We start from the raw sequence: 20986 nt of genomic DNA on the forward strand, positions 1-20986 counted from the left end.
GGACATGATGTCGCCGGACGGGCGGGAGCGCTTCTCGGCGGCGAGGGCGTGCGCGTAGGCGAACATGTCGGCGAGGGCCGTGGAGGAGCGCGGGCAGGGCACCGGGTCGGGACAGCGAAGCGGGGCGTCCCAGGTGGGGCGCCCCGCTGTCGTGGGTCGTGGGTCAGGCGCGGACCACGATGGTGTTGCAGATCTTGTCGGCGAAGGTCTGCTTGCGCTCGTCCCACAGCGGCCAGAGGAAGCCGATGTAGCACAGGAAGCTGTCGGCGACGTGCGCGATCTTGCGCACGAAGGCCATGCCGAAGCCGATGGGCTGGCCGGTCTGCGCGCTGACGAGGCGGATGCCCATCTGCCGCTTGCCGATGGACTGGCCGGTGGTGCCCTCCTGGTAGCAGATCCACAGGCCGCCCGCGATGGAGATGGCCGCGCCGATCAGCATGAGCAGGAGGCCGAACAGCGCCGCGCCCGAGCTGCCCGAGCTGGAGAGAATGATCATCAGGATGTACAGCACGAACACCGGACCACCGAAGATCAGGTAGTCGATGATGTAGCCGCCGGCGCGCGAGCCCCACTCGGCGAGCTGGCCGCCCGAGCCGTAGTGGTGGTGGTGCACCTCGTAGCCGGGCTGCGAGGGCCCCGACGGGGCGCCGTAGCCGGGCTGGGCCGGGGGCTGCTGGCCGTACCCGGGCTGCGCCGGGGGCTGACCGTAGCCCGGCTGGGCCGGGGGCTGGCCGTAGCCGGGCTGCGCCGGGGGCTGACCGTAGCCGGGCTGCCCGCCGGGCTGGCCGTAACCGGGCTGGGCCGGGGGCTGCTGGCCGTACCCGGGCTGTTGCTGCCCGTAGCCCGGCTGCTGACCGTACGGGTCGTAGGGGTTGCCCACACTTGCTCCTTATTGATTGACCCTGTGGTTATGTGACGCCCGCCGGACCCGGTGGGCTCCGCAAGTCTGACCGAGGACCGACCGCGGCTCAAACCCGCAGAACACCGAACCGGACGAGCTGCCACAGCTCCGACCCGACGAGGGCGGTGCCGAGCATCCAGGCACGGGTCTTCGGCTGGAGTGCCCACCACCGTTCACCCAGCCCCAGCGGTGCGGCGGCGACGGCGACGGCGCCGGCGAGCGCGACCGGGTTCGCGAGGACGGCCTGGCCGGGACGGCCCGAGCCGAACTCGATGAACACGGTCGTGCCCCCGCACAGGGGACACGGGATTCCGGTGAGCGCCCGCAGGGGACAGAGCACGCCGGGGTCGTTCACGCGGTGGATCCATGACGCGCCGATGGCCGCGACGGCCATCGCCGCGACACGCAGCACCGCACCCTGGGGTCCGTGCCGCGCTGCGGTGAGGGTCCGGCTGACGATTCCCCCGAGAGCACCTCGCGGTGCACCGGCGGACGCCGCCCCGGGCGCTCCCCCCAACGAATCCTCCGCCTCGATGACATACAGGTGAGTGACCCGTATATCGGGTGCACCCGGAGGCGGGTCAAGTCCGGGCAACGATCCGGTGTCAGACCGTTACTCAGTGCTCGGCTACACCACCTCTGGGGCAAGAGTAGGACAAATCACCTGCTACATGGGCACTCTTTCGCGTTCCGAGCATGAATGAATCGTCCGGTGCGGGGCGTGCGGCGAACGGGACGTGCGCGCGGGCGGGGCGAGGCAGGGGATGCGCCGGAGACCGGGGAGAACGGCGCGGCGCTCTGAGGGCGCGGCGTGGCGCGCGGGCGGGCGGAACGGCGCATCGCGCCTGGCCCGGGGGCATCGAGGCCCGAAGGATCGTCCGGCCCGAGGAGCGTCGGGCCGGGTCCGGCGTCCGGCCCGCGGGGTGCGGGGCCGGGCGGGCGTCAGGCCTGGGCGGCGGCGCCGACCACGACCGGCTCCTCGGAGCCGGACAGGTGCTCGGCCTCGACGACGTCGGCGATGACGGCGGTGATGTTGTCGGGGCCGCCGTTGTCGCGGGCCATCTCGATCAGCCGGTCGACGGCGCGCTGCGGGTCGGCCTCGGCGGACAGCACCTCGTAGATCTTCTGCGCGTCGACCGGGCCGCTCAGGCCGTCCGAGCACAGCAGGTACCGGTCGCCGAGACGGGCCTCGCGCAGCCGCAGGTCGGGCTCGCGGTCGTCGCGCCCGTCCAGCACGCGGTACAGCACGTGCGAGAGCCGGGACGTCTCGGCGGGATCGGCCTGCTGGCCGGCCTGCTCGGCCTCCGCCTTGAGCAGCTCGTCCATGGTGTGGTCCTGCGTCATCTGGAAGAGCTCGCCGTCGCGCAGGAGGTAGCCGCGCGAGTCTCCGACGTGCGCCAGCGCGACGGACTCGCCGGACCAGAGCATGGCGGTGAGCGTGGTGCCCATCCGGCTCAGGTCGGGGCGTTCCTCCCGGACGATGCGCAACTTCTCGTTGGCCTCGGCCACGGCGCGACCCAGCATGTCGACAAGATCGTCTTTGTGGGCGTCGGCGTCCAGCGAGCGCAGTGAGCCGATCACGGTCGAGCTCGCGACCTCGCCGCCGGCATACCCGCCCATGCCGTCCGCGACCGCGATCAACCGCGCACCGGCGTACCCGGAGTCCTCGTTGTTCTCCCGGTTGCACCCGATGTCGCTGCCTGCTGCGTACCTGATTGCTACGTTCATACCAATTTCGATGACGATCCTGTCAGAGGAGTTTGTATCAGCCGCGGGCGTTGGTCTTCCCGGTTTCCCCGGCGGCACTCGTGTTTCCGACACCGTGCCGGACCGCGTAGAGCGCCGCCTGCGTCCGATCCTGGACTCCCAGTTTCATGAGCAGATTACTGACGTGCGTCTTGACCGTCTTCTCGGACACCACGAGGGCGCGGGCGATCTCCCGGTTCGACCTGCCCCGCGCTATGTGCACGAGTACCTCCCGTTCCCGTTCGGTCAGCGCGGCGAGGCCGCGGTCGTCCCGTCCCGCGTCACCCGCCGTCCCGTTCCGCAGCATCGCCTCGGCCGCGTCCGGCGCGAACAGGACGTGCCCGTCGTGGACCGCCCGGATCGCCTGGACGAGCGCCTGCGGGTCGACGTCCTTGTACAGGTACCCGGCCGCCCCGGCCTGGACCGCCGGCAGCACGTGCCCGCGTTCCGTCACGCTGGTCAGGACGAGGACCCGTGCGGCGACGCCGCGCGCCCGCAGCTCCGCCAGCGCGGTCAGGCCGTCGGCGCCCGGCATCTTCAGGTCCATGAGCACGATATCGGGCTCCAGGGATTCGGCCAGTGTCACGGCCGACGTGCCGTCCTCGGCCTCGCCGACGACCTCGATGTCGTCCTGGATGCCGAGGAAGGTCCGCAGTCCCTGCCGGACGACCGGATGGTCGTCGGCGATCAGGACCCGGATCGGCCCGCGCGCGGCGCTCACAGCGGCACCTCCAGCCGGACCGTGGTGCCTCCGCCGGGCGCGCCCTCGATCGCGAGTTCGCCGCCGATCGAGTACGCCCTCTCGCGCATGGAGGTGAGACCGAGCCCGCCTTGGGGCTCCACCTCGGACGCGTCGAACCCCGCGCCGTCGTCCGAGACCTCCAGGACGGCCCGTTCGTCCTCCGTGCGGAGCCGGACCTGCACGGTGTTCGCCCGGGCGTGGCGCAGCGCGTTGTAGAGGGCCTCCTGGGTGATGCGGAAGGCGACGGCCTCGTGCTCCTCCGGCAGGACGATCGCTTCGTCGGCGCAGAGACGGACGTTGGACTCGTGTGCGCGGTCGAGCACCTCGACGTGCTTGCGCAGCGACGCCACGAGGCCGTCCGCCAGGTCGGTGGGACGCAGCTCGAAGATGACGGCGCGCAGTTCGGCGAGGGCCTCGGCGGCGAGCCGCTCGACCTGTTCGAGCTCCCGGACGGTCCGGACCGGGTCGCGTTCGGCCAGCGCTGAGGCGGTGCGGGCCGTCAGCCGCAGCGAGAACAGCTTCTGCGCGACGGCGTCGTGCAGCTCCCGGGCGAGCCGGTTGCGTTCGGCGACGACCGTGAGCTCGCGGTTGTGCTCGTAGAGGCGGGCGTTCGCCATCGCGATCGCGGCGTGCGCGGCGAACAGGGTGAGCAGGTCTTCGTCGTCCTGGGTGAAGCCGCCGGGACGGCGCTTGTTGGCCAGGAAGACGATGCCGAGAACGTCCTCGCCGTCGCGGATCGGGACGCCGAGGAAGTCCTTCAGGACGGGGTGCGCGACCGGCCAGCCCTCGAACTCGGCCTCCTTGCGGATGTCGCCGAGCCGTTTCGGCGCGTCGCTCTTCAGCATCGCGGCGAGCATCCCGTGCTGGCGGGGCAGCGGGCCGATCCGCTCCCACTCCTCCTCCGAGACGCCCTCGACGACGAACTCGGCGAACGAGCCCTCGTCGTCGGGCACGCCGAGGGCCGCGTAGCGGGCGTCCAGCAGCTGCGCCGCCGCCCGGACGATCACCTGGAGCACCTCGTGCACGGACAGGTGGCGGGTCACGGCGAGCACGGCGGAACTGACGGCGTGCAGGGTCGCGCCCTGGTCGCCGCGGCAGCCCTCGTCCGTCGCCATTCCGGCCTCTCGTCCTCCCCCGTCCGGGCGCCCCTCGGCGCCCGCATGTGAAGACCGTACTCTCTAGGCGGGTCTTCTCGAATCAGCCGGCGGGAGTACGTGCCGCGACGCCCCTCCCCGGGGCGCGGGACGCCGGTCCTAGGACCATCCGACGAGCCCCCGGTGGACCCGTCGGCCGATGCCGCCGGGCGCGCCGGTCCCTAGCGTCGAGGGCATGAAGACGGCACTGATCACCGGAGCCTCCCGCGGCCTCGGCCGGGCGCTCGCCCGCACCCTCGCCCGGGACGGCTGGACCCTCGTCGTCGACGCCCGCGACGCCGGCCCGCTCTCCGCGGTCGCGGCCGAGACCGGCGCGACCGCGATCCCCGGAGACGTCGCCGATCCCGCGCACCGGGCCGCCCTCGCCCGCGCGGTCGCAGGCGGGCTCGACCTGCTCGTCAACAACGCGAGCACGCTCGGCCCGACGCCGATGCCCCGGCTCGCCTCGCTTCCCGCGGACGCCTTCGCGGACACGCTCGCGACGAACGTCGTGGCGCCGCTCGCGCTGATCCAGGCGGTCCTGCCCGGCCTGCGGGAGCGGCGCGGCGCGATCCTCAACATCACGTCGGACGCGGCCGTGGAGGGCTACGAGACGTGGGGCGGTTACGGAGCGTCCAAGGCGGCGCTGGAGCAGCTGTCGAACGTCCTCGCGGCCGAGGAGCCCGACGTCGCGGTGTGGTGGGCGGACCCGGGCGAGATGAACACCGCGATGCTCCGCGCCGCGGGCGAGGACGCGGACGCGGCCCCGCCTCCCGAGGAGGCCGCCGCCGCGCTGCACCGGCTCGTCTCCGGCCGCCTTCCGAGCGGGCGCCACCGCGCGGCGGACCTGGCGGCCGCGCGATGACCACCGTCCTTGATCATGATCAGGTGACAACAAAGCAGGGCATATTGGGCACCGGGTTCCGGGCCGCGACGCTCGGGATCGTCCTGGTCGTGACGCTGCTGGCGTTCGAGAGCATGGCCGTCGGCACCGTCATGCCGGTCGTCGCGAACGATCTGGACGGCCTGTCCCTGTACGCGTGGGGCTTCAGCGCGACCCTGATCACCAGCCTGCTGGCCACGGTGCTCGCGGGCGGCTGGGTCGACCGGTCGGGCCCCACCCGGCCCTTCCTGCTCGGGCTCGCCGTGTTCGTCGCCGGGCTCCTGATCGCGGGCGCGGCGCCGTCCATGTGGGTGTTCGTCGCCGGGCGCGCCGTCCAGGGCCTCGGCACGGGCGTCCCGCTCGTCGCCCTCTACGTGGTGATCGCCCGCGTCTACCCGGAGGACCTGCGGTCCCGGGTGTTCGCCGCGCTGTCGGCCGCCTGGGTGCTGCCGTCGCTGGTCGGCCCGGCGGCCGGCGGCGCCCTGGCCGAGCACGCCGGCTGGCGCTGGGTGTTCCTCGGCCTCGTCCCGCTGGTGATCCCGCCGGCGCTGATGCTGCTCCCCGTGCTGCGCGGCATCGCGCCGTCCGGCGCCGCCCGGGCCCCCGGCAAGTCGCGGTACCCGGCCGCCCTCGGCGTCGCCGCTGGCACCGGCGTCCTCCTCTACGGCCTCGACGGGGCGGACTGGAAGCTCCTGCCGGCCGTGCTCGTCGGCCTCGCGGGCCTGGCCTTCGGGCTGCCCCGCCTGTTGCCCGCCGGAACGCTCCGGCTCCGCCGCGGGATGCCGAGCGTCATCCTCGTCAGGGGCCTGCTGTCGGGGGCCTTCTTCGGCACCGACGTCTTCATCCCGCTGGCGCTGACCCGGCTGCACGACTTCAGCGCCACGCAGGCGGGGATCGTCCTGACGGTCGGCGCGCTCGGCTGGTCGGCGGCGTCCCAGATCCAGGGCCGCTCCGAGCGCCCCCGCGAGTTCTACGCCCTGCTCGGCGCCGTGCTCGTCACCACCGGGATCGTCCTCGCCACCGTCGCCCTGCAGTTCTCCGGCTGGCTCGCCGCCCCCGCGTGGATCGTCGGCGGCGCCGGGATGGGCTTCTCGATCGGCAGCCTCTCCGTCCTGCTGCTCGACCTGTCGGCCGAGGACGAGCAGGGCGTCAACTCCTCCGCGCTGCAGATCAGCGACACCCTCGGCTCGTCCCTCGTGGTCGGGGTCGCGGGCGCGCTGGTCACCGGCTTCGGCGCCGCCCGGCTGGACGTCGGGCTCGCCGTCGCCGGGGCGCTGTTCGCCGCGATCGCCGCGTTCGGCGTGATCGCCGCTCTCCGCCTGGAGGTCCGGACATGACCGTCGACTTCACCCTTCCCGCCGCGCTGGAGGCGCACGAGCCGCCCGAGGCACGCGGCCGGGCCCGCGACGGCGTCCGGCTCCTCGTCTCCCGGCGCGCCGCCTGCGAGGTCTCCCACCACGCGTTCCGCGACCTGCCGGGCCTGCTCGACCCGGGCGACCTGCTCGTCGTCAACACCTCGGCCACGCTGCCCGCCGCCGTCCGGCTCGACCGGATCAGCGTGCACTTCTCCACCCCGGTCCCCGGCGCCGACGACCGGCTGTGGCTCGTCGAGCTGCGCCGCCTCGCCGGCAAGGCCGGCCGCCCGTACGCCGGAGGCACCCCCGGCGAGTGGATCCCGATGCCCGGCGGCGCCACCCTCACCCTCGTCGGACGGCACGCGGACCGCGCCCGAGGGGTGTCCGACCGGCTCTGGCAGGCGCGCCTGAGCACCGACGTCGTCCCCTACCTCCGACGCCACGGCGTCCCGATCCGGTACGGGTACGTCCGGCGCGACTGGCCGGTCGCCGCCTACCAGACCGCCTTCGCCCACGACCGCTCGTCCGGAGGCGCGGAGATGCCGAGCGCCGCCCGCCCCTTCACGCCCGAACTCGTGACGCGGCTGGTGTCGCGCGGCGTCCTGATCGCCCCGATCAGCCTCCACACGGGCGTCGCGTCCCCCGAGGCCCACGAGCCGCCCTACGCCGAGCGCTACAGCGTCCCCGAGCCGACCGCGGCCCTCGTCGGGCACGTCCGGGCCCGGGGCCGCCGGGTGATCGCCGTCGGCACCACCGCCGTGCGCGCCCTGGAGACGGCCGTGGACGCCTCCGGACGCGTCCAGGCGTCCTCCGGCTGGACCGAGCGCGTCGTGACCCCCGAGGACGGTGTCCGAGCCGTGGACGGCCTCCTCACCGGCCTGCACGAGCCGAGGTCGTCCCACCTGATGATGCTGACCGCCATCGCGGGCCGCGACCTGCTCAACGCCACGTACGAGGCCGCCCTCGCCGAGCGCTACCTCTGGCACGAATTCGGCGATCTGAACCTGATCCTTCCCGGATAGCGTCTCGCATGCCGGACCTGGCGGGCGGGACGCCCGGCGCGGCCGGTACCGTTGGGAACAGCTATGGACGGGTCAGCAGAGCGCACGCTGCTCATCACACTCACCGGCCGCGACCGCCCCGGCGTCACGTCGCGCCTCTTCCGGACACTCTCCCAGTTCCCCCTCACGGTGGCGGACGTGGAGCAGGTCGTGATCCGCGGACGGCTCGTCCTCGGAGTCCTGCTCGCCTACACCGAGGGCGCCGACATCGGGCGGGTGTGGAACGCCGCCGAACGCGTCGCGAACGACCTCGACATGGAGATCGAGCTCTCCACCGGGCGCAACAAGCGGATGCCGAAGCGCAGCGGACGCCTGCACGTCACCGTCCTCGGCAACCCGCTCATGCCCGCCGCCATGGCGGGCATCGCCGGGCGGATCTCCGCGCACGGCGCCAACATCGACCGCATCGAGCGCCTCGCCCAGAACCCCGTCACCTGCATCGAGATGGACGTCTCCGGCGCCGACCCCGACGGGCTGCGCGCCGCGCTCACCGCCGAGGCCGTCGAGCAGCGGGTCGACGTCGCCGTGCAGCACAGCGGCCTGCACCGGCGCGCCAAGCGGCTCATCGTCATGGACGTCGACTCCACCCTCATCCAGGGCGAGGTCATCGAGCTGCTCGCCGAGCACGCCGGCTGCCTCGACGAGGTCGCCAAGGTCACCGAGGCCGCCATGCGCGGCGAGCTCGACTTCGAGGGCTCCCTGCGCGAGCGGGTCGCGCTCCTCGCCGGGCTCGACGCCTCCGCCATCGACTCCGTCCGCGACCGGCTCCGCCTCGCCGCCGGCGCCCGCACCATGGTGCGCACCCTCAAGCGCCTCGACTACAAGTTCGCGATCGTCAGCGGCGGCTTCACCCAGGTCACCGACGCCCTCGTCGAGGATCTCGGCATCGACTACTCCGCCGCCAACACCCTGGAGATCCAGAACGGCAAGCTCACCGGGCGCGTCACCGGCCAGGTCATCGACCGCGCCGGCAAGGCGGCCGCCCTGGAGCGCTTCGCCCGCGAGGCCGGCATCCCGATCAGCCAGACGGTCGCGATCGGCGACGGCGCCAACGACCTCGACATGCTCCAGGCCGCCGGCCTCGGCATCGCCTACAACGCCAAGCCGGTCGTCCGCCAGGCCGCCGACACCGCCGTCAACGTCCCCTACCTCGACACCATCGTCTTCCTCCTGGGCATCTCCCGCGAAGAAGTGGAAGCCGCCGACGCCGAAGACTCCCAGGCATAGCCGGGGTTCCCGGGCGTCGCAGCCACTGGGAAAACCCAGCGCCTGGGGGTAGACAGGCCTCATGCTGCGGCGGGCGCGGGGGGCTTACGCCCAGGTGCATGGGCAGGCGGCGCCCTTCTACGGGCTCGCCGCCGCCCTCGCGGTCTCCGTGCCGCTGCTCGTCGGCGCGCTGAACGGGCACGCCGCGCAGGGATCCATGATCGCGCTCGGGGCCTATCTCGTGGCGCTGCGCGCGCCGGAGGGCCCGTACGGGTCGCGGGCGCGCGACCTCACGGTCGGCGTGCTGATCGTCGCGGTCGGGTCCGGGGTGGGCGGGCTGCTCAGCGGGCATCTGTGGCTGGCCGTGGCCGTCGTGCCGCCGCTGGTCGCGCTCGGCGTGGCGGTGCCGCGGATCGGGTCGACGGCGGGGCTCGCGGTGCTGCTGAGCGCCGTCCGGCCGCCGTCCGCGGACGTGGTGAACATCGGCCTGCTGGAGCTGGTGGGCGGGCTGCTCACGGCCGCGCTGCTGCTGGCGCCGTGGCCCGCGCGGCGGCTGCGGCCGCTGCGGGAGGCGCTGAGCGAGTCCGCGTACGCGGTCGCCGAGGCGCTGGACGCCGTGGCGCAGGACCTCGGAGCCCGCGACGCGGGTCCCCTCGACGCCGTCGAGCTGACGAACCCCGACCTGCTCGCGGTCACCCGCATCCCCGACTGGGAGGCCAAGCGGCGTGCGGCGTCGGAGTCGCTGACGGCGGCGCGCGCCACCTACGAGCTGTACCGGTCGGGGCGGGCGGGGAACGAACCCGCGAGGCCCGAGCGGGTGATCGACGCGCTCGGGCGCATCCTGCACGAGACGGTGACGCTCCAGGCCGTCCTGGAGGCGGCGAAGAACTACCCGCCGGACCGCGAGTGGGAGATGGAGACGCAGACGGCGATCTCCGCGCTCGCCGCCCGGCTGCGGCTGCTGGCCGGGGCGCTCGCCACGGCGGGAGAGGCGCCGCTCGGCCGCGAGGAGTCCGCCGCCGTCCGCCGCATGGTCCGCTCCGCGGAGCAGATCAGGCGCGCCGGACTCGCCGGCGACGAGGACCTGGTCGCGGTCGCGCTGATCGGCCAGGTGCGCCGCTCCGTCGACCGCATCGCCGGCGAGGTCGCCTCCCTGCGCCGCCTCGTCGCGGGAGGCCTGCGCATCGGGTTCGCCGCGCCGCGGATGCCGGGCACGCTCGACCCGATGCCCGCCTGGGACCGGGTCGCCCGCGCCGTCCGCACGCGCTCCCCCACGTTCCGGCAGGTGGCGCGGGTGTACGTGACGGCGGTCGTGTCGATGGCGCTCGCCGCCTCGCTGGGGATCTCGCACGGCCACTGGCTGACCATCACCGCGATGCTGAGCCTGCGCGCCACCTACGGCGAGACCGTGGACCGGCTCGTCCAGCGCGTCGGGGGCACCGCCGCCGGGGCCGCCGTCGCCGCGGTCATCCTGACGCTCGCGCCCGGGCAGGCCACCGTCGCGGTGATCGCGTTCTGCTTCGCGGGGGCCGGGTTCGCGATGCGGTCGGTGAACTTCGCCTACTGGGCGCTGTTCGGGACGCCCCTGGCGATGATGCTGCTGGACTTCTCCGCGCCCGCCGACTGGCGCACCGCCGGCGAGCGGATCGGCCTCACCCTGGCCGGGTCGCTCATGGCCTACCTCGCCGTCCTGCTGCTGTGGCCCGCCGGGCACCTCGAACGGATGCCCGACCAGCTCGAACGGCTCCTGCGCACCCACGCCAGGCTCGTCAGGGCGGCGGCGGACGTCCTCGCCGGGGAGCGGACCCGGCTCCCGCACGACGCGATCGTGACGGCGGAGCGGGCGGCGGAGGCGGTCGACGAGACCCGGACCCGGCTCGGCCAGGAGCGGGTGCCCGACCTCCACCTGATCGACCTGCTGCGCAGGGCCGTGGCCGCCGCGCACCGCGCCCGCGACCACCTCGTCGCGGTCGCGAAACTGTCCCGCGAGCGGGCCGTGGACACCGGGCCGATCCCCGAGATCCTCGACCGCCTCGCCGACCAGCTGGAGGAGGCAGCCGGCCTGCTGGAGGAGCCGGGGGAGCGCGACCCGGAGGCCGGCGCGCCCGTCGAGGAGCTCTCCGACGAGCTCGCCGAACTCGACTCCTACCTGTCCACGCTGACCCGGCGGCGCCGCGCGGAGATCAAGGAGGGCGTCGGCCCCGACGAGCTCACCCCGCTGCGGCACGCCCTGCTGCAGGTCTCCGGGACCCGCTACACGATCGGGGAGCTGCGGCGGGACGTGAACCAGGTCATCGCGTCGTCCCTTGAGGCCGCCGAATCGCGCCCGTGAGCCGTCAGTCCTTGGGCGTGCGGACGGTGCGCAGCGTGCCGAGGCCGGGCCGGACGTCGACCCAGCCGCCCGGAGGCAGGTCGATCACGGCGAGGGCGCAGGTGGGGAAGGCGTCGGGGGCCTGGCCCGTCAGGTCGTGGACGAGGTGGTGCACCGACGGGTTGTGCCCGACCAGCAGGAGCGTGCCGGCCTCGTCCGGAGCCTCGGAGACGAGGGCGAGGAGCCCGTCGGGATCGTTGTCGTAGATGCCGGGCTCGAAGGCGGTCTCCGCGTCGAGCGCCAGGCGCGCCAGAGTCTCCCGGGTCCGCGCGGCGGGCGAGCACAGCACCCGCCCCGGGACGAGGTCGTTCGCGCGCAGCCAGTCTCCGGCCGCGGTCGCGTCCCGGCGCCCGCGATCGGTGAGTTTGCGGTCGACGTCGGGTATGCCGAGACCGGCTTCGGCCTTGGCGTGGCGGAGCACGATGAGCGTGGGCATGGGCGCCACATTAGGGGGCCGCGAGGGCCGCCAGGGTCCACAGCACGAGCATGATGCCGAACATTCCGCCGATCACGATCGCGAAGCCCTTGGGCCCCGACATCGCCCGCTTGCCGCCGCTCGCCACGGCCGCCTCCCGAGATCGCTCCACTGGGTCGAGGGCGGGACGTCCCGTCCCTCCCGGACAGCGTACGACCGGGCCCGGAGTGGTCGGACGGGCCCCCGGGAAAACGCGGAAGGGCCGGTGGCACAAAGCCGCCGGCCCTTCGCGTTCAGACGGTCAGGACTTGCCCGCGGACGACTCCTCGGCGTCCGGCTCGGCCTTGGCCCCGGCCGAGTCGGCCCCTACGCCGCTGTTCGAGGGGGGTCGACCCCCCGCGCCCCCCGCGGCGCCTTCGGCGCCGACCTTGGCCTCCTCCGGCGCTCCTTTGTCCAGCGCCCCCGCGGCCTCGCCGCTCTTCGCGGCGTCCGGCCCCGGCCTGCCTCCCTCGACGGCGGGGTCGGAGGACGACTCCCCGATCGGGTCGGCGCGCCGCTTGGAGATCACGATCGCCGCGACGACGACAGCGACGGAGAACACGGTGACGCCGACGCGCAGCAGCGTGTTGCCCGCGTAGGTCACCACCGCGTCCGCGATCAGCAGCGCGACCAGGTTCATCACCTTGATCAGTGGGTTGATGGCGGGGCCGGCGGTGTCCTTGAACGGGTCGCCGACCGTGTCGCCGATGATCGTGGCCTCGTGCGCCTCGCTGCCCTTGCCGCCGAGGTGGCCCTCCTCGACGAGCTTCTTCGCGTTGTCCCACGCGCCGCCGGAGTTGGCGAGGAACACCGCCATCAGCACGCCCGCCGCGATGGCGCCGCCGAGATAGGCGCCGAGGGGCGCGTACCCGAGAGCGAAGCCGACCGCGATCGGCGTCATGATGGCCAGCAGGCCCGGGGTGGCGAGCTCGCGCTGCGCGTCCCGGGTGCAGATGTCCACGACCCGGTCGTAGTCGGGCTTCTCGGTGTAGTCCATGATCCCGGGCTTGGTGCGGAACTGCTCGCGCACCTCGACCACGACCCGGCCGGCCGCGCGGCCCACCGCCATGATCGCCAGGCCGGAGAACATGAACACCACGGCCGCGCCGATGATCAGCCCGATCAGCACGTTCGGGCTCGCGATCGACAGGTTGAAGTTCAGGAAGTCGGCGCCGATCGCGTTCCTGGCGTCCTTCGACGCGCCGGCGAGCGCCGCGATCACCGTCGTGCGGAACGAGCCGAACAGCGCGGTCGCGGCGAGCACCGCCGTCGCGATCGCGATGCCCTTGGTGATGGCCTTGGTGGTGTTGCCGACCGCGTCCAGCCGCTCCAGCACGGAGGCGGCCTCGCCCTGGACGTCCCCGGACATCTCGGCGATGCCCTGGGCGTTGTCGGAGACGGGCCCGAAGGTGTCCATCGAGACGATCACGCCGACGGTGGTGAGCAGCCCGGTGCCGGCCATCGCCACCGCGAACAGCGCGACGGTGGTGTTGCCGAAGCCGAGCAGGAACGCCCCGTACACGGCGGCGCCGATCACCAGCGCGGTGTAGACGGCGGACTCCAGGCCGAGCGAGATGCCCGACAGGATGACGGTGGCCGGACCCGTCCGGGCGCTGTCGGTGACCTCCTTGACCGGCTTGCGGTTGGTTTCGGTGAAGTAGCCGGTGAGCAGCTGGATCGCGCTGGCGAGCACGATGCCGATCAGGACGGAGCCGAGCGCGACCCAGCGCGGGTCGGCGTCCAGGCCGGCGATGGCCTTGTCGCGGACGCCGTCCAGCTCCGCGAAGGACGAGGGCAGGTACACGAACGCGGCGACCGCGACGAGGACCGCCGAGATCGCGGCGGAGATGAAGAAGCCCCGGTTGATCGCGGTCATCCCGGACCGGTCGCCGGAGCGGGGCGCCACCGCGAAGATGCCGATCACCGCGGTGATCACGCCGATCATCGGCACGATCAGCGGGAACACCAGGCCCTGGTTCCCGAACGCCGCGGTGCCGAGGATCAGCGCCGCGACGAGCATGACCGCGTACGACTCGAACAGGTCGGCGGCCATGCCGGCGCAGTCGCCGACGTTGTCGCCCACGTTGTCGGCGATCGTCGCCGCGTTGCGCGGGTCGTCCTCGGGGATGCCCTGCTCGACCTTGCCGACCAGGTCGGCGCCGACGTCGGCGGCCTTGGTGAAGATGCCGCCGCCGACCCGCATGAACATGGCGAGCAGCGCGGCGCCGAAACCGAAGCCCTCCAGCACCTTCGGCGCGTCGCCCTGGTAGGCCAGGACCACGACGGCGGCGCCGAACAGGCCGAGCCCGACGGTGAACATGCCCGCGACGCCGCCGGTGCGGAAGGCGATCCGCATCGCGACCTTCTCGCCGCCCTCCTCGCGGGCGGCCGCGGCGACCCGGACGTTGCCCCGGACGGCCAGCCACATCCCGGTGAACCCGGTGACGGCGGAGAAGATCGCCCCGATGACGAAGAAGACGGACCGGCCGATCCGCTCGCCGGTGGAGTCGGCGGGCAGGAGCAGCAGGACGAGCGGGATCAGGACCACGAAGATCGCGACCGTCCGGAACTGGCGTTTCAGATAGGCGCCCGCGCCCACCTGAACGGCGCGCGCGATCTCTTGCATCTTGGCGGTGCCCTGGCCGGCGGCCAGGACGTCGCGTACGAGACCCGCGGCGACGGCCAGTGCGAGCAGTGCGACCACGGCGACGACGACGACCAGGGAAAGGTCGCCGCCGCCGAGATCCACTTCAGCGCTGGCCGGGTCTGACAGGGAAAACCCGGGCATCCGTCCTCCTCGACAGGGGCGTTGCGATCGCGACCGAGATAAAAGCGATCTTTACCGCGTACCCAACGAGTCACGATTTCGAACGCCTCGCACGGCAACGCGGGTGCCGGGAGTCTACGCACGCGTAAGTCGAATGTTAAGGCCGCGACGCCCTTCATGAAGATGTCGCCGAAATGAAACACGCGATACGCCAGAAATTGACCCATTGGCCCGATCGGGCGGCATCGTCCCAGGTCAGACCGGGCCAGCCATTCATTACCCCGCCGATACCTTGACGGGCACGGGGCATGACCGGCACCTCGGCACGACCACCGGCGTCCGCATTCAAGCTAAGCATTAACACGGAATATGTCTAGACCCAAATCGGGACAACATCCGACGATCACAAGAGAATCTCACACCCCGAACCCCACCGCCCCCACCCGTCCCCGACCGCGCTCACACGCAGTAACCAACCTCGGCGGCACCGCGGACAGCGGACGGAAGATCACCAGCCCACCCCCGGGACCGGCCAGACCCGCAGATCGGTCGTCTCAGCATCGACGGGACGCGCCAGCACCCCCGCACCAGGAGGCAGCGCAAAAGAGAGCCCAGAAGAAGCGCACTGCCGCAACCGCACCCGAAGCAGGCTCAAGCGAAGCGGAGACCCTGATCCGGCAGCCAGCCGAAGCAAAGCCACCCCATCGCCCGCGGCACCCGACGCTGGAGGCCCCCAGGCCGGAAGAGGCGAAGGCACGGTGACAGCCGGCGCGACAACCTCAGCCACCACCGCAACCACGCGACAAGCTGAGGAACCGCGATCGCGTCCGAAGGCAGGTTCGAGCGAAGCGAGAACCTGATCGCGCAGCGAGCCGCAAGGCGAGACGGAGCGATGCCAGCGATCGCCCGCCTTTATCGACGATGGAGGGCCGCCAGGCCCGAAGGAGGAGAAAAAGGGCATTACAAAGGCCCCGCCGGGGCGGGGCCTTTGGTCGCGGTGGCGCGGGCGCGTCTAGATGGTCGCCTCGGCTTCGGCCGGCCAGCTCATCCGTATCTGGACCCCCTTCGGCGTGTTGGTGATCTCCACGTCGTCGGCGAGCCCGGCGATGACGGCCAGACCCAGTTCAGCGGTGCCCTCGCCCAGGCCGTACTCGAACTCGTCCGCTCCCTCGTCCTCGGCGGCTGCGGGGAGCCCCTCCGGCGGGAGGTCGCCGGGGACGGTGTCGCTGACGATCACCTCGAAGCGGCCCTTCTCGCCGCGCAGTTCGAGGCGGACGGGTTCGTCCGGGCAGTGCCGGCGGTGCGCCTCCACGGCCCGGGAGCACGCTTCGGCGACCGCGAGCCGGACCTCGTCCAGCAGCGGTTCGGCGACGCCGCTGCGACGGGCGACGGCGGTGACGATCAGCCGGGCGGTCCGGACGTGGACGGGCAGCGCGCTGAAGGACAGTTCAACGGTCGACATCTGAGTCGCGGGCCGCCTACTTGGCGCCCTTGCGCTTCTCCTCGGCCTCGGCGATCGAGTCGTGGATGCCGAAGACCTTGGTCAGCCCCGTGATCCGGAAGATCTTGAGGATGCGCTCCTGGGTGCACACGAGCTCCAGCGACCCGTCGTGGGCGCGCACCCGCTTCAGCCCGCCGACGAGGACGCCGAGACCGGTCGAGTCGAGGAACTCCACCTTCTCCATGTCCACGAGCAGGTGGAACTTGCCCTTGTTCACCAGGTCGATGAGCTTCTCGCGAAGCTTCGGCGCCGTGTAGACGTCGATCTCGCCCTCCACGTTGATGACGGTGAGGCCATCGTCGGTGGTGTAGTCGTTAACCTTCAGATCCACAGATCCTCCACGCGCCGTGCAGCTATCCGATCTCGCCGTCCGGCCCCATGGGCAGGGCGCCGAACGCCGAGACTTCGCCGTGATTCAACCACGCTCCGGCGTCGTGTACGCGCGTAATCGCCCACACGGGCGAAAGTTCGCGCCATCCCGTCTGACCTGCTGATCTCAGGGTCAGAGCAGGGGGAACGGGCCCTCCGGCGCCGGGGCGTTCCCGTAGTTTTGCCCCGGCTGGCACACTGAAAACCTGATGGGCGCCCAAAGATCCTCAACTCCCCTGGACCGGCTGCTCGCCGACCCCGGACGACGCGAACGAATCACCCATGTGGAGAGCGTTCCGGCACGTCAGGGGCGCCGGGCCGCGTGGCCCTCCTGGTCGCCGCCGCTGCTGGTGGAGCGGCTGGCCGCCGCCGGCATCGAGTCCCCCTGGGAGCACCAGTCCGCCGCGGCCGAGCACGCCCGCGCCGGACGCTCTGTGATCATCGCCACAGGGACGGCGTCCGGCAAGTCGCTCGCCTACCTGCTGCCCTGCGTCGAGGCGATCTACGCGGGCGACGAGAACCCTCGCCACGAGGGGACGGTTCTCTATCTCTCGCCGACCAAGGCCCTGGCCGCCGACCAGCTCCGCGCTCTCCGCGCGCTGCGCCTCACCCGGGTCCGCGCGGCGACCTACGACGGCGACACGCCGCAGGACGAGCGGACGTGGGTCCGGCAGCACGCCAACTACGTGATGACCAACCCAGACATGCTGCACAGGTCGATCCTTCCCGGGCATGCCCGGTGGTCGTCCTTTCTGCGCCGCCTCCGTTACGTCGTCATCGACGAGGCCCACGGGTACCGCGGGGTCTTCGGGTCGCACGTCGCTCAGGTTCTGCGCCGCCTGCGCCGGGTGTGCGGGCGCTACCACGCGTCGCCCACGTTCATCCTCGCTTCGGCCACCGCGTCGGAGCCCGCTACGGCCGCGTCCCGTCTCACCGGTCTCGATGTAGTGGCCGTGGACGAGGATGCCTCGCCGCGGGGGCCCGCCACGTTCGCCCTGTGGGAACCGCCACTGACGGACCTGCGCGGTGAGCAAGGCGCGCCCGTTCGCCGTACGGCCACCGCTGAGGCCGGTGACCTCTTGGCAGACCTTGTCGTCGAGGGCGTCCAGACACTTGCCTTCGTCCGATCCAGGCGCGGCGCAGAGTCGGTGGCGCTCAGCGCCAAGCGCGCTCTGCACGAGGTAGCCCCCGGCTTGGCCGAGCAGGTCGCCGCCTACCGGGCCGGGTATCTGCCCGAGGAACGGCGCGCCCTGGAGGCCGCGCTGCGCTCGCGCTCGATCATCGGTCTGGCGAGCACGAACGCCCTGGAGCTCGGCGTGGACGTCTCCGGGCTCGACGCGGTCCTGGTGTGCGGATGGCCGGGCACCCGCGCGTCCCTCTGGCAGCAGGCAGGACGCGCCGGACGTTCCGGGCAGGCGGCCCTGTCCGTCCTGGTGGCCCGCGACGACCCGCTCGACACCTTCCTCGTCCACCATCCCGAGGCGATCTTCGGGACGCCGGTCGAGGCCACCGTGCTCGACCCCGACAACCCCTACGTGCTCGAACCTCACCTGTGCGCGGCGGCGTCCGAGATGCCGCTCACCGAGGACGACCTCCCGCTCTTCGGGCCCGCGACCGCCGACCTCCTGCCGGACCTGGTGCGGCGCGGTCTCCTGCGCCGCCGTCCCGCCGGCTGGTACTGGACGCGCCGCGACAGGGCCTGCGACCTCGCCGACATCCGGGGCGCGGGCGGCGCCCCCATCCAGGTCGTCGAGGCGTCCACCGGACGGCTCCTCGGCACCGTGGACGAGCCGTCTGCGCACACCACCGTCCACGACGGGGCCGTCTACATCCACCAGGGCGAGTCGTTCATCGTCCAGACCCTCGACCTGGACGACTCCGTCGCGCTCGTCGAGGCGGCCGACCCCGACTACTCGACCACGGCCCGCGACGTCACCGACATCAGCATCGTGGAGCGGCTCCGCTCGGTCTCCTGGGGCGAGGCCACCCTCAGCTTCGGAACCGTCGAAGTCACCCGCCAGGTGGTCGCCTACCAGATGCGCCGCTTGCAGACAGGGGAGATGCTCGGCGAGAAGCCCCTGGACCTGCCGCCACGGACCCTCCGAACCCGCGCCGTATGGTGGACCCTCTCCGAAGCCCAGATCTCGCGTCTGGACGACCTCGACCTGGCAGGCGCCGCCCACGCCGCCGAACACGCCTCGATCGGTCTGCTCCCCTTGTTCGCCACGTGCGACCGCTGGGACATCGGCGGCGTCTCCACCGCCGTCCATCCCGATACCGGGTTGCTCACGGTCTTCGTCTACGACGGCCACGAAGGCGGCGCCGGGTTCGCCGAGCGCGGCTACGGCGACGCCGCCGCCTGGCTACGCGCTACCCGCGACGCCATCGCGTCCTGCGAGTGCGATTCAGGCTGCCCGTCCTGCATCCAGTCCCCCAAATGCGGTAACGGCAACGACCCCTTGGACAAGCGCGGCGCCCTCGACCTTCTGGCCGTCCTCCTCCACGACGCACCGGCGTAGCGAAGTCAGTTGGGCGCGACGCGCTGGGCGGGGACGGAGGCTTGGTCGTCCATCCCGCGCCGGGCCTGAGCCAGCGCCTGCTGCAGCCTGCGCCGCTCCATCTCCAGCGTCTGCAGGGACTCCTCGTGCTCGTCCCGCAGATCCCGCAGCTCCCGCCGCATGTTCATCGTGCGCCGGAACCCCAGCGACGCGACCATCATCCCCGCCATGAACACGATGGCGACGACGGCGCCGGCCATGAAGACGTGCCACTGCGAGGTGACCCCGGGAACCTCGTCGCCGAACACGGTCAGCTGGGCCGCGTCCGGGTTGTCCAGCACCACGGCGACGCCGACCGCTCCGGCGGCGAGCGCGACGAGCAGTCCCAGGAAGATCATGCGGAGGGTCCCCTCTCCATCGGGCCCCTGTGCAGGACGGGGCCGAGGTCTCGGACGACGGACCGCATTGCCGGACAAGCCAGACGATCCGACTGGCAAGGCAGCCTAGACCTTGCCCCGACCCCCCGCCAGCCCCACCACCAACTCCCGCCCACCAAACCCCACCCACCGCCGCAGAAACCACACCCCCAACACGCAAGCAAAGCGGGCCGGACGGACGGGCCCAGCCGGGTCCGGTGGTCGAGAGAAGCTACTTGCGGCGGCGGCCGCGCTTGGGCTTCGTCTTCGTGCCGGAGTCGGCGAGGCGGACGTTCACTCCGCCGGAGGGCTTGCCGAGGGTCGCGGGACGGCGGCCGGCCTTCGGCTTCGAGTCGAGGACGGCCGTGCGGGTCGCCCGCTTCGAGGAGCGCGCCCCCTTGGCTCCGGCCGCCACCACTGGCGCGGTCTTGGCGAGAGCCTCGGCGCGCGCGATCTGCTCGCGCGACTTGCTCACCCGCCTGCGGCCGGTGCCGCTGCGTGCGATGCGGGCCGCCATGCCGTTGCTGCTCGTGCCCGCCTGGGCGACGCGCAGGCGGCGCGTCCAGGTCCCGAGGTGGGCGGCGACGATCAGCAGGACCAGCGCGATGCCGACGCTCTTGCCCCACTGGAGCCGGTCGGTCGCCGCGATGTTCTGGGCCTTCGGCGAGTCGGTGGCGATCTGCGGCGCGGGGTAGGTGAACCCGGGCGTCGCGCCGTCCGGCTGGACGGACGGGAGGGTGACCGGCGAGTTGTTGTTGAACGGGGTCAGCGGCGTCCCGGTGCTGGGGACCCCGGAACCGCCGGACGGCAGGGACGGCACCGAACCGCTGCCCGGGGCGGAACCGGTCCCGCCTCCCAGCGAGGCGGTCGCCGATGCGATGCCTGAGTAGAGCGAGCCGCCCGTGCCCGTGGACCGAATCGCCTTGACGCCCACGGACGCCGCGCCAGTGGACCTGGTCAGCGACAGGGTGGCGGAGCAGTTCGTTCCCGAGCAGAGGGAGTTCAGCGAGCCGGACTTGGACTTCACGCCCGAACCGGCGAGCGCGTAGCCGGTGAGGTCGTCTTCGAGGCCGCGGTTCCACTTCACGACGAGCTTGCCGCCGGACGCGCTGGCGGACACGCCGGTCGGCGCGGCCGGCGCGATGCGCACGGTGAAGGTGTTGGAGTCGTAGACGTGGTTGGTCTGCTTGCCGAGCAGGTAGACCTTGTAGCGACCATTCCGGTTGATCGAGAAGGTTCCGGACATATCGCCGGAGAGGCCCTTCTCCTGGAGGAACGTGTCGCCTATCCCGGGGCCGTCCACCCGGAGCTGCATCGTGATCGCGAAGTCGAAGTGCGCCTTCGCGGTCACCTGGGACCCGCTGCTGATGACGGCGCCGTCCGCCGGGGTGATGACGCTGGTCGAGGCCGCCTGCGCGGGCAGGGCGGCGAGTACCGGGAAGCTCATCGCAAGGGGTGCCGCGAGCGCGATCGCACCGATCCTGCGAATGATGGTCACGGCCTCAATCCCTTCGACAGCTCGCGCCGGTCTTCCGCCGGGCGCACCGCACCTGACGATAACTACGGGCTTACGGCAGCGTAAC

General features: G+C 72.4%; 18 protein-coding genes. 6 read left to right on the forward strand and 12 right to left on the reverse strand.

Going from position 1 to position 20986, the window contains the following annotated elements; all coding sequences use genetic code 11:
- Nucleotides 1–163 precede the first annotated feature (163 nt).
- The 5 genes from AB0C69_RS11475 to AB0C69_RS11495 all read right to left on the reverse strand — a co-directional run bounded on the left by AB0C69_RS11475 (nucleotide 164) and on the right by AB0C69_RS11495 (nucleotide 4504).
- The gene (locus AB0C69_RS11475; RefSeq protein WP_345187354.1) at nucleotides 164–880 is read right to left on the reverse strand and encodes an RDD family protein; all 717 of its coding nucleotides are present in this window, start codon (nucleotides 878–880) and stop codon (nucleotides 164–166) included.
- Nucleotides 881–968: 88 nt separating this feature from the next.
- Nucleotides 969–1313: a DUF2752 domain-containing protein gene (locus tag AB0C69_RS11480; protein WP_345187352.1), complete on the reverse strand. Its 345-nt coding sequence runs from the start codon at nucleotides 1311–1313 to the stop codon at nucleotides 969–971.
- A gap of 530 nt (nucleotides 1314–1843) precedes the next feature.
- Nucleotides 1844–2629 carry a protein phosphatase 2C domain-containing protein gene (locus AB0C69_RS11485; RefSeq protein ID WP_345187349.1) on the reverse strand — a complete coding sequence of 262 codons (786 nt, stop codon included), beginning with the start codon at nucleotides 2627–2629 and terminating at the stop codon, nucleotides 1844–1846.
- 37 nt (nucleotides 2630–2666) lie between these two features.
- The gene (locus AB0C69_RS11490; RefSeq protein WP_345187347.1) at nucleotides 2667–3368 is read right to left on the reverse strand and encodes a response regulator transcription factor; all 702 of its coding nucleotides are present in this window, start codon (nucleotides 3366–3368) and stop codon (nucleotides 2667–2669) included.
- A complete protein-coding gene (locus tag AB0C69_RS11495; RefSeq protein ID WP_360352686.1) occupies nucleotides 3365–4504 on the reverse strand; it encodes a GAF domain-containing sensor histidine kinase in 1140 nt (379 codons plus the stop codon). The genes AB0C69_RS11490 and AB0C69_RS11495 overlap by 4 nt, the downstream gene beginning before the upstream one ends.
- 214 nt (nucleotides 4505–4718) lie before the next feature.
- On the opposite strand from AB0C69_RS11495, the gene AB0C69_RS11500 reads away from it, so the two are divergent.
- The 5 genes from AB0C69_RS11500 (at nucleotide 4719) to AB0C69_RS11520 (ending at nucleotide 11359) form a co-directional block, all read left to right on the forward strand.
- Nucleotides 4719–5387, forward strand: coding sequence for an SDR family NAD(P)-dependent oxidoreductase (locus AB0C69_RS11500; RefSeq protein WP_345187342.1), 669 nt, complete (start codon nucleotides 4719–4721; stop codon nucleotides 5385–5387).
- A gap of 23 nt (nucleotides 5388–5410) precedes the next feature.
- Nucleotides 5411–6742, forward strand: coding sequence for an MFS transporter (locus tag AB0C69_RS11505; protein WP_360352688.1), 1332 nt, complete (start codon nucleotides 5411–5413; stop codon nucleotides 6740–6742).
- Entirely contained in the window at nucleotides 6739–7782 is a 1044-nt protein-coding gene (locus AB0C69_RS11510) for an S-adenosylmethionine:tRNA ribosyltransferase-isomerase (RefSeq protein WP_345187337.1), read from the forward strand. The genes AB0C69_RS11505 and AB0C69_RS11510 overlap by 4 nt, the downstream gene beginning before the upstream one ends.
- Before the next feature lie 63 nt (nucleotides 7783–7845).
- Entirely contained in the window at nucleotides 7846–9048 is a 1203-nt protein-coding gene (serB, locus tag AB0C69_RS11515) for a phosphoserine phosphatase SerB (protein WP_345187334.1), read from the forward strand.
- Nucleotides 9049–9109: 61 nt separating this feature from the next.
- Complete coding sequence (locus AB0C69_RS11520) at nucleotides 9110–11359, forward strand: FUSC family protein (RefSeq protein ID WP_360352691.1); 2250 nt, start codon at nucleotides 9110–9112, stop codon at nucleotides 11357–11359.
- A 4-nt stretch (nucleotides 11360–11363) separates the two neighbouring features.
- Here the strand turns inward: AB0C69_RS11520 and AB0C69_RS11525 are convergent, their stop codons facing one another.
- The 5 genes from AB0C69_RS11525 to AB0C69_RS11545 form a co-directional block, all read right to left on the reverse strand.
- Nucleotides 11364–11834, reverse strand: coding sequence for a histidine phosphatase family protein (locus AB0C69_RS11525; RefSeq protein ID WP_360352693.1), 471 nt, complete (start codon nucleotides 11832–11834; stop codon nucleotides 11364–11366).
- Nucleotides 11835–11844: 10 nt separating this feature from the next.
- A complete protein-coding gene (locus AB0C69_RS11530) occupies nucleotides 11845–11985 on the reverse strand; it encodes a hypothetical protein (protein ID WP_345187328.1) in 141 nt (46 codons plus the stop codon).
- A 129-nt stretch (nucleotides 11986–12114) separates the two neighbouring features.
- Nucleotides 12115–14640, reverse strand: coding sequence for a sodium-translocating pyrophosphatase (locus tag AB0C69_RS11535; protein ID WP_360352695.1), 2526 nt, complete (start codon nucleotides 14638–14640; stop codon nucleotides 12115–12117).
- Between the two features lie 991 nt (nucleotides 14641–15631).
- A complete protein-coding gene (locus tag AB0C69_RS11540) occupies nucleotides 15632–16081 on the reverse strand; it encodes an ATP-binding protein (protein WP_360352697.1) in 450 nt (149 codons plus the stop codon).
- A gap of 16 nt (nucleotides 16082–16097) precedes the next feature.
- Nucleotides 16098–16451 (reverse strand): STAS domain-containing protein, encoded by a 354-nt coding sequence (locus tag AB0C69_RS11545; RefSeq protein WP_021597910.1) that lies wholly within the window; start codon nucleotides 16449–16451, stop codon nucleotides 16098–16100.
- Between the two features lie 247 nt (nucleotides 16452–16698).
- On the opposite strand from AB0C69_RS11545, the gene AB0C69_RS11550 reads away from it, so the two are divergent.
- A complete protein-coding gene (locus AB0C69_RS11550; protein WP_360352700.1) occupies nucleotides 16699–19008 on the forward strand; it encodes a DEAD/DEAH box helicase in 2310 nt (769 codons plus the stop codon).
- A gap of 5 nt (nucleotides 19009–19013) precedes the next feature.
- On the opposite strand, the gene AB0C69_RS11555 is transcribed toward AB0C69_RS11550, so the two are convergent.
- Nucleotides 19014–19385 (reverse strand): hypothetical protein, encoded by a 372-nt coding sequence (locus tag AB0C69_RS11555; RefSeq protein ID WP_353831863.1) that lies wholly within the window; start codon nucleotides 19383–19385, stop codon nucleotides 19014–19016.
- Nucleotides 19386–19635: 250 nt separating this feature from the next.
- Nucleotides 19636–20901, reverse strand: a complete 1266-nt coding sequence (locus tag AB0C69_RS11560) for a hypothetical protein (protein ID WP_353831864.1) — start codon at nucleotides 20899–20901, stop codon at nucleotides 19636–19638.
- Nucleotides 20902–20986: the final 85 nt, after the last annotated feature.

Source organism: Actinomadura sp. NPDC048032, assembly GCF_040653175.1.
Lineage (GTDB): Bacteria > Actinomycetota > Actinomycetes > Streptosporangiales > Streptosporangiaceae > Spirillospora > Spirillospora verrucosospora.

Bases quoted from the DNA above. Each gene is read 5' to 3' on its own strand.
- AB0C69_RS11550 (WP_360352700.1), top strand. From the start codon at position 16,699: ATGGGCGCCCAAAGATCCTCAACTCCCCTGGACCGGCTGCTCGCCGAC.
- AB0C69_RS11495 (WP_360352686.1), bottom strand. From the start codon at position 4,504: ATGGCGACGGACGAGGGCTGCCGCGGCGACCAGGGCGCGACCCTGCAC.
- AB0C69_RS11525 (WP_360352693.1), bottom strand. From the start codon at position 11,834: ATGCCCACGCTCATCGTGCTCCGCCACGCCAAGGCCGAAGCCGGTCTC.
- AB0C69_RS11535 (WP_360352695.1), bottom strand. From the start codon at position 14,640: ATGCCCGGGTTTTCCCTGTCAGACCCGGCCAGCGCTGAAGTGGATCTC.
- AB0C69_RS11520 (WP_360352691.1), top strand. From the start codon at position 9,110: ATGCTGCGGCGGGCGCGGGGGGCTTACGCCCAGGTGCATGGGCAGGCG.
- serB (WP_345187334.1), top strand. From the start codon at position 7,846: ATGGACGGGTCAGCAGAGCGCACGCTGCTCATCACACTCACCGGCCGC.
- AB0C69_RS11555 (WP_353831863.1), bottom strand. From the start codon at position 19,385: ATGATCTTCCTGGGACTGCTCGTCGCGCTCGCCGCCGGAGCGGTCGGC.
- AB0C69_RS11485 (WP_345187349.1), bottom strand. From the start codon at position 2,629: ATGAACGTAGCAATCAGGTACGCAGCAGGCAGCGACATCGGGTGCAAC.
- AB0C69_RS11510 (WP_345187337.1), top strand. From the start codon at position 6,739: ATGACCGTCGACTTCACCCTTCCCGCCGCGCTGGAGGCGCACGAGCCG.
- AB0C69_RS11500 (WP_345187342.1), top strand. From the start codon at position 4,719: ATGAAGACGGCACTGATCACCGGAGCCTCCCGCGGCCTCGGCCGGGCG.
- AB0C69_RS11540 (WP_360352697.1), bottom strand. From the start codon at position 16,081: ATGTCGACCGTTGAACTGTCCTTCAGCGCGCTGCCCGTCCACGTCCGG.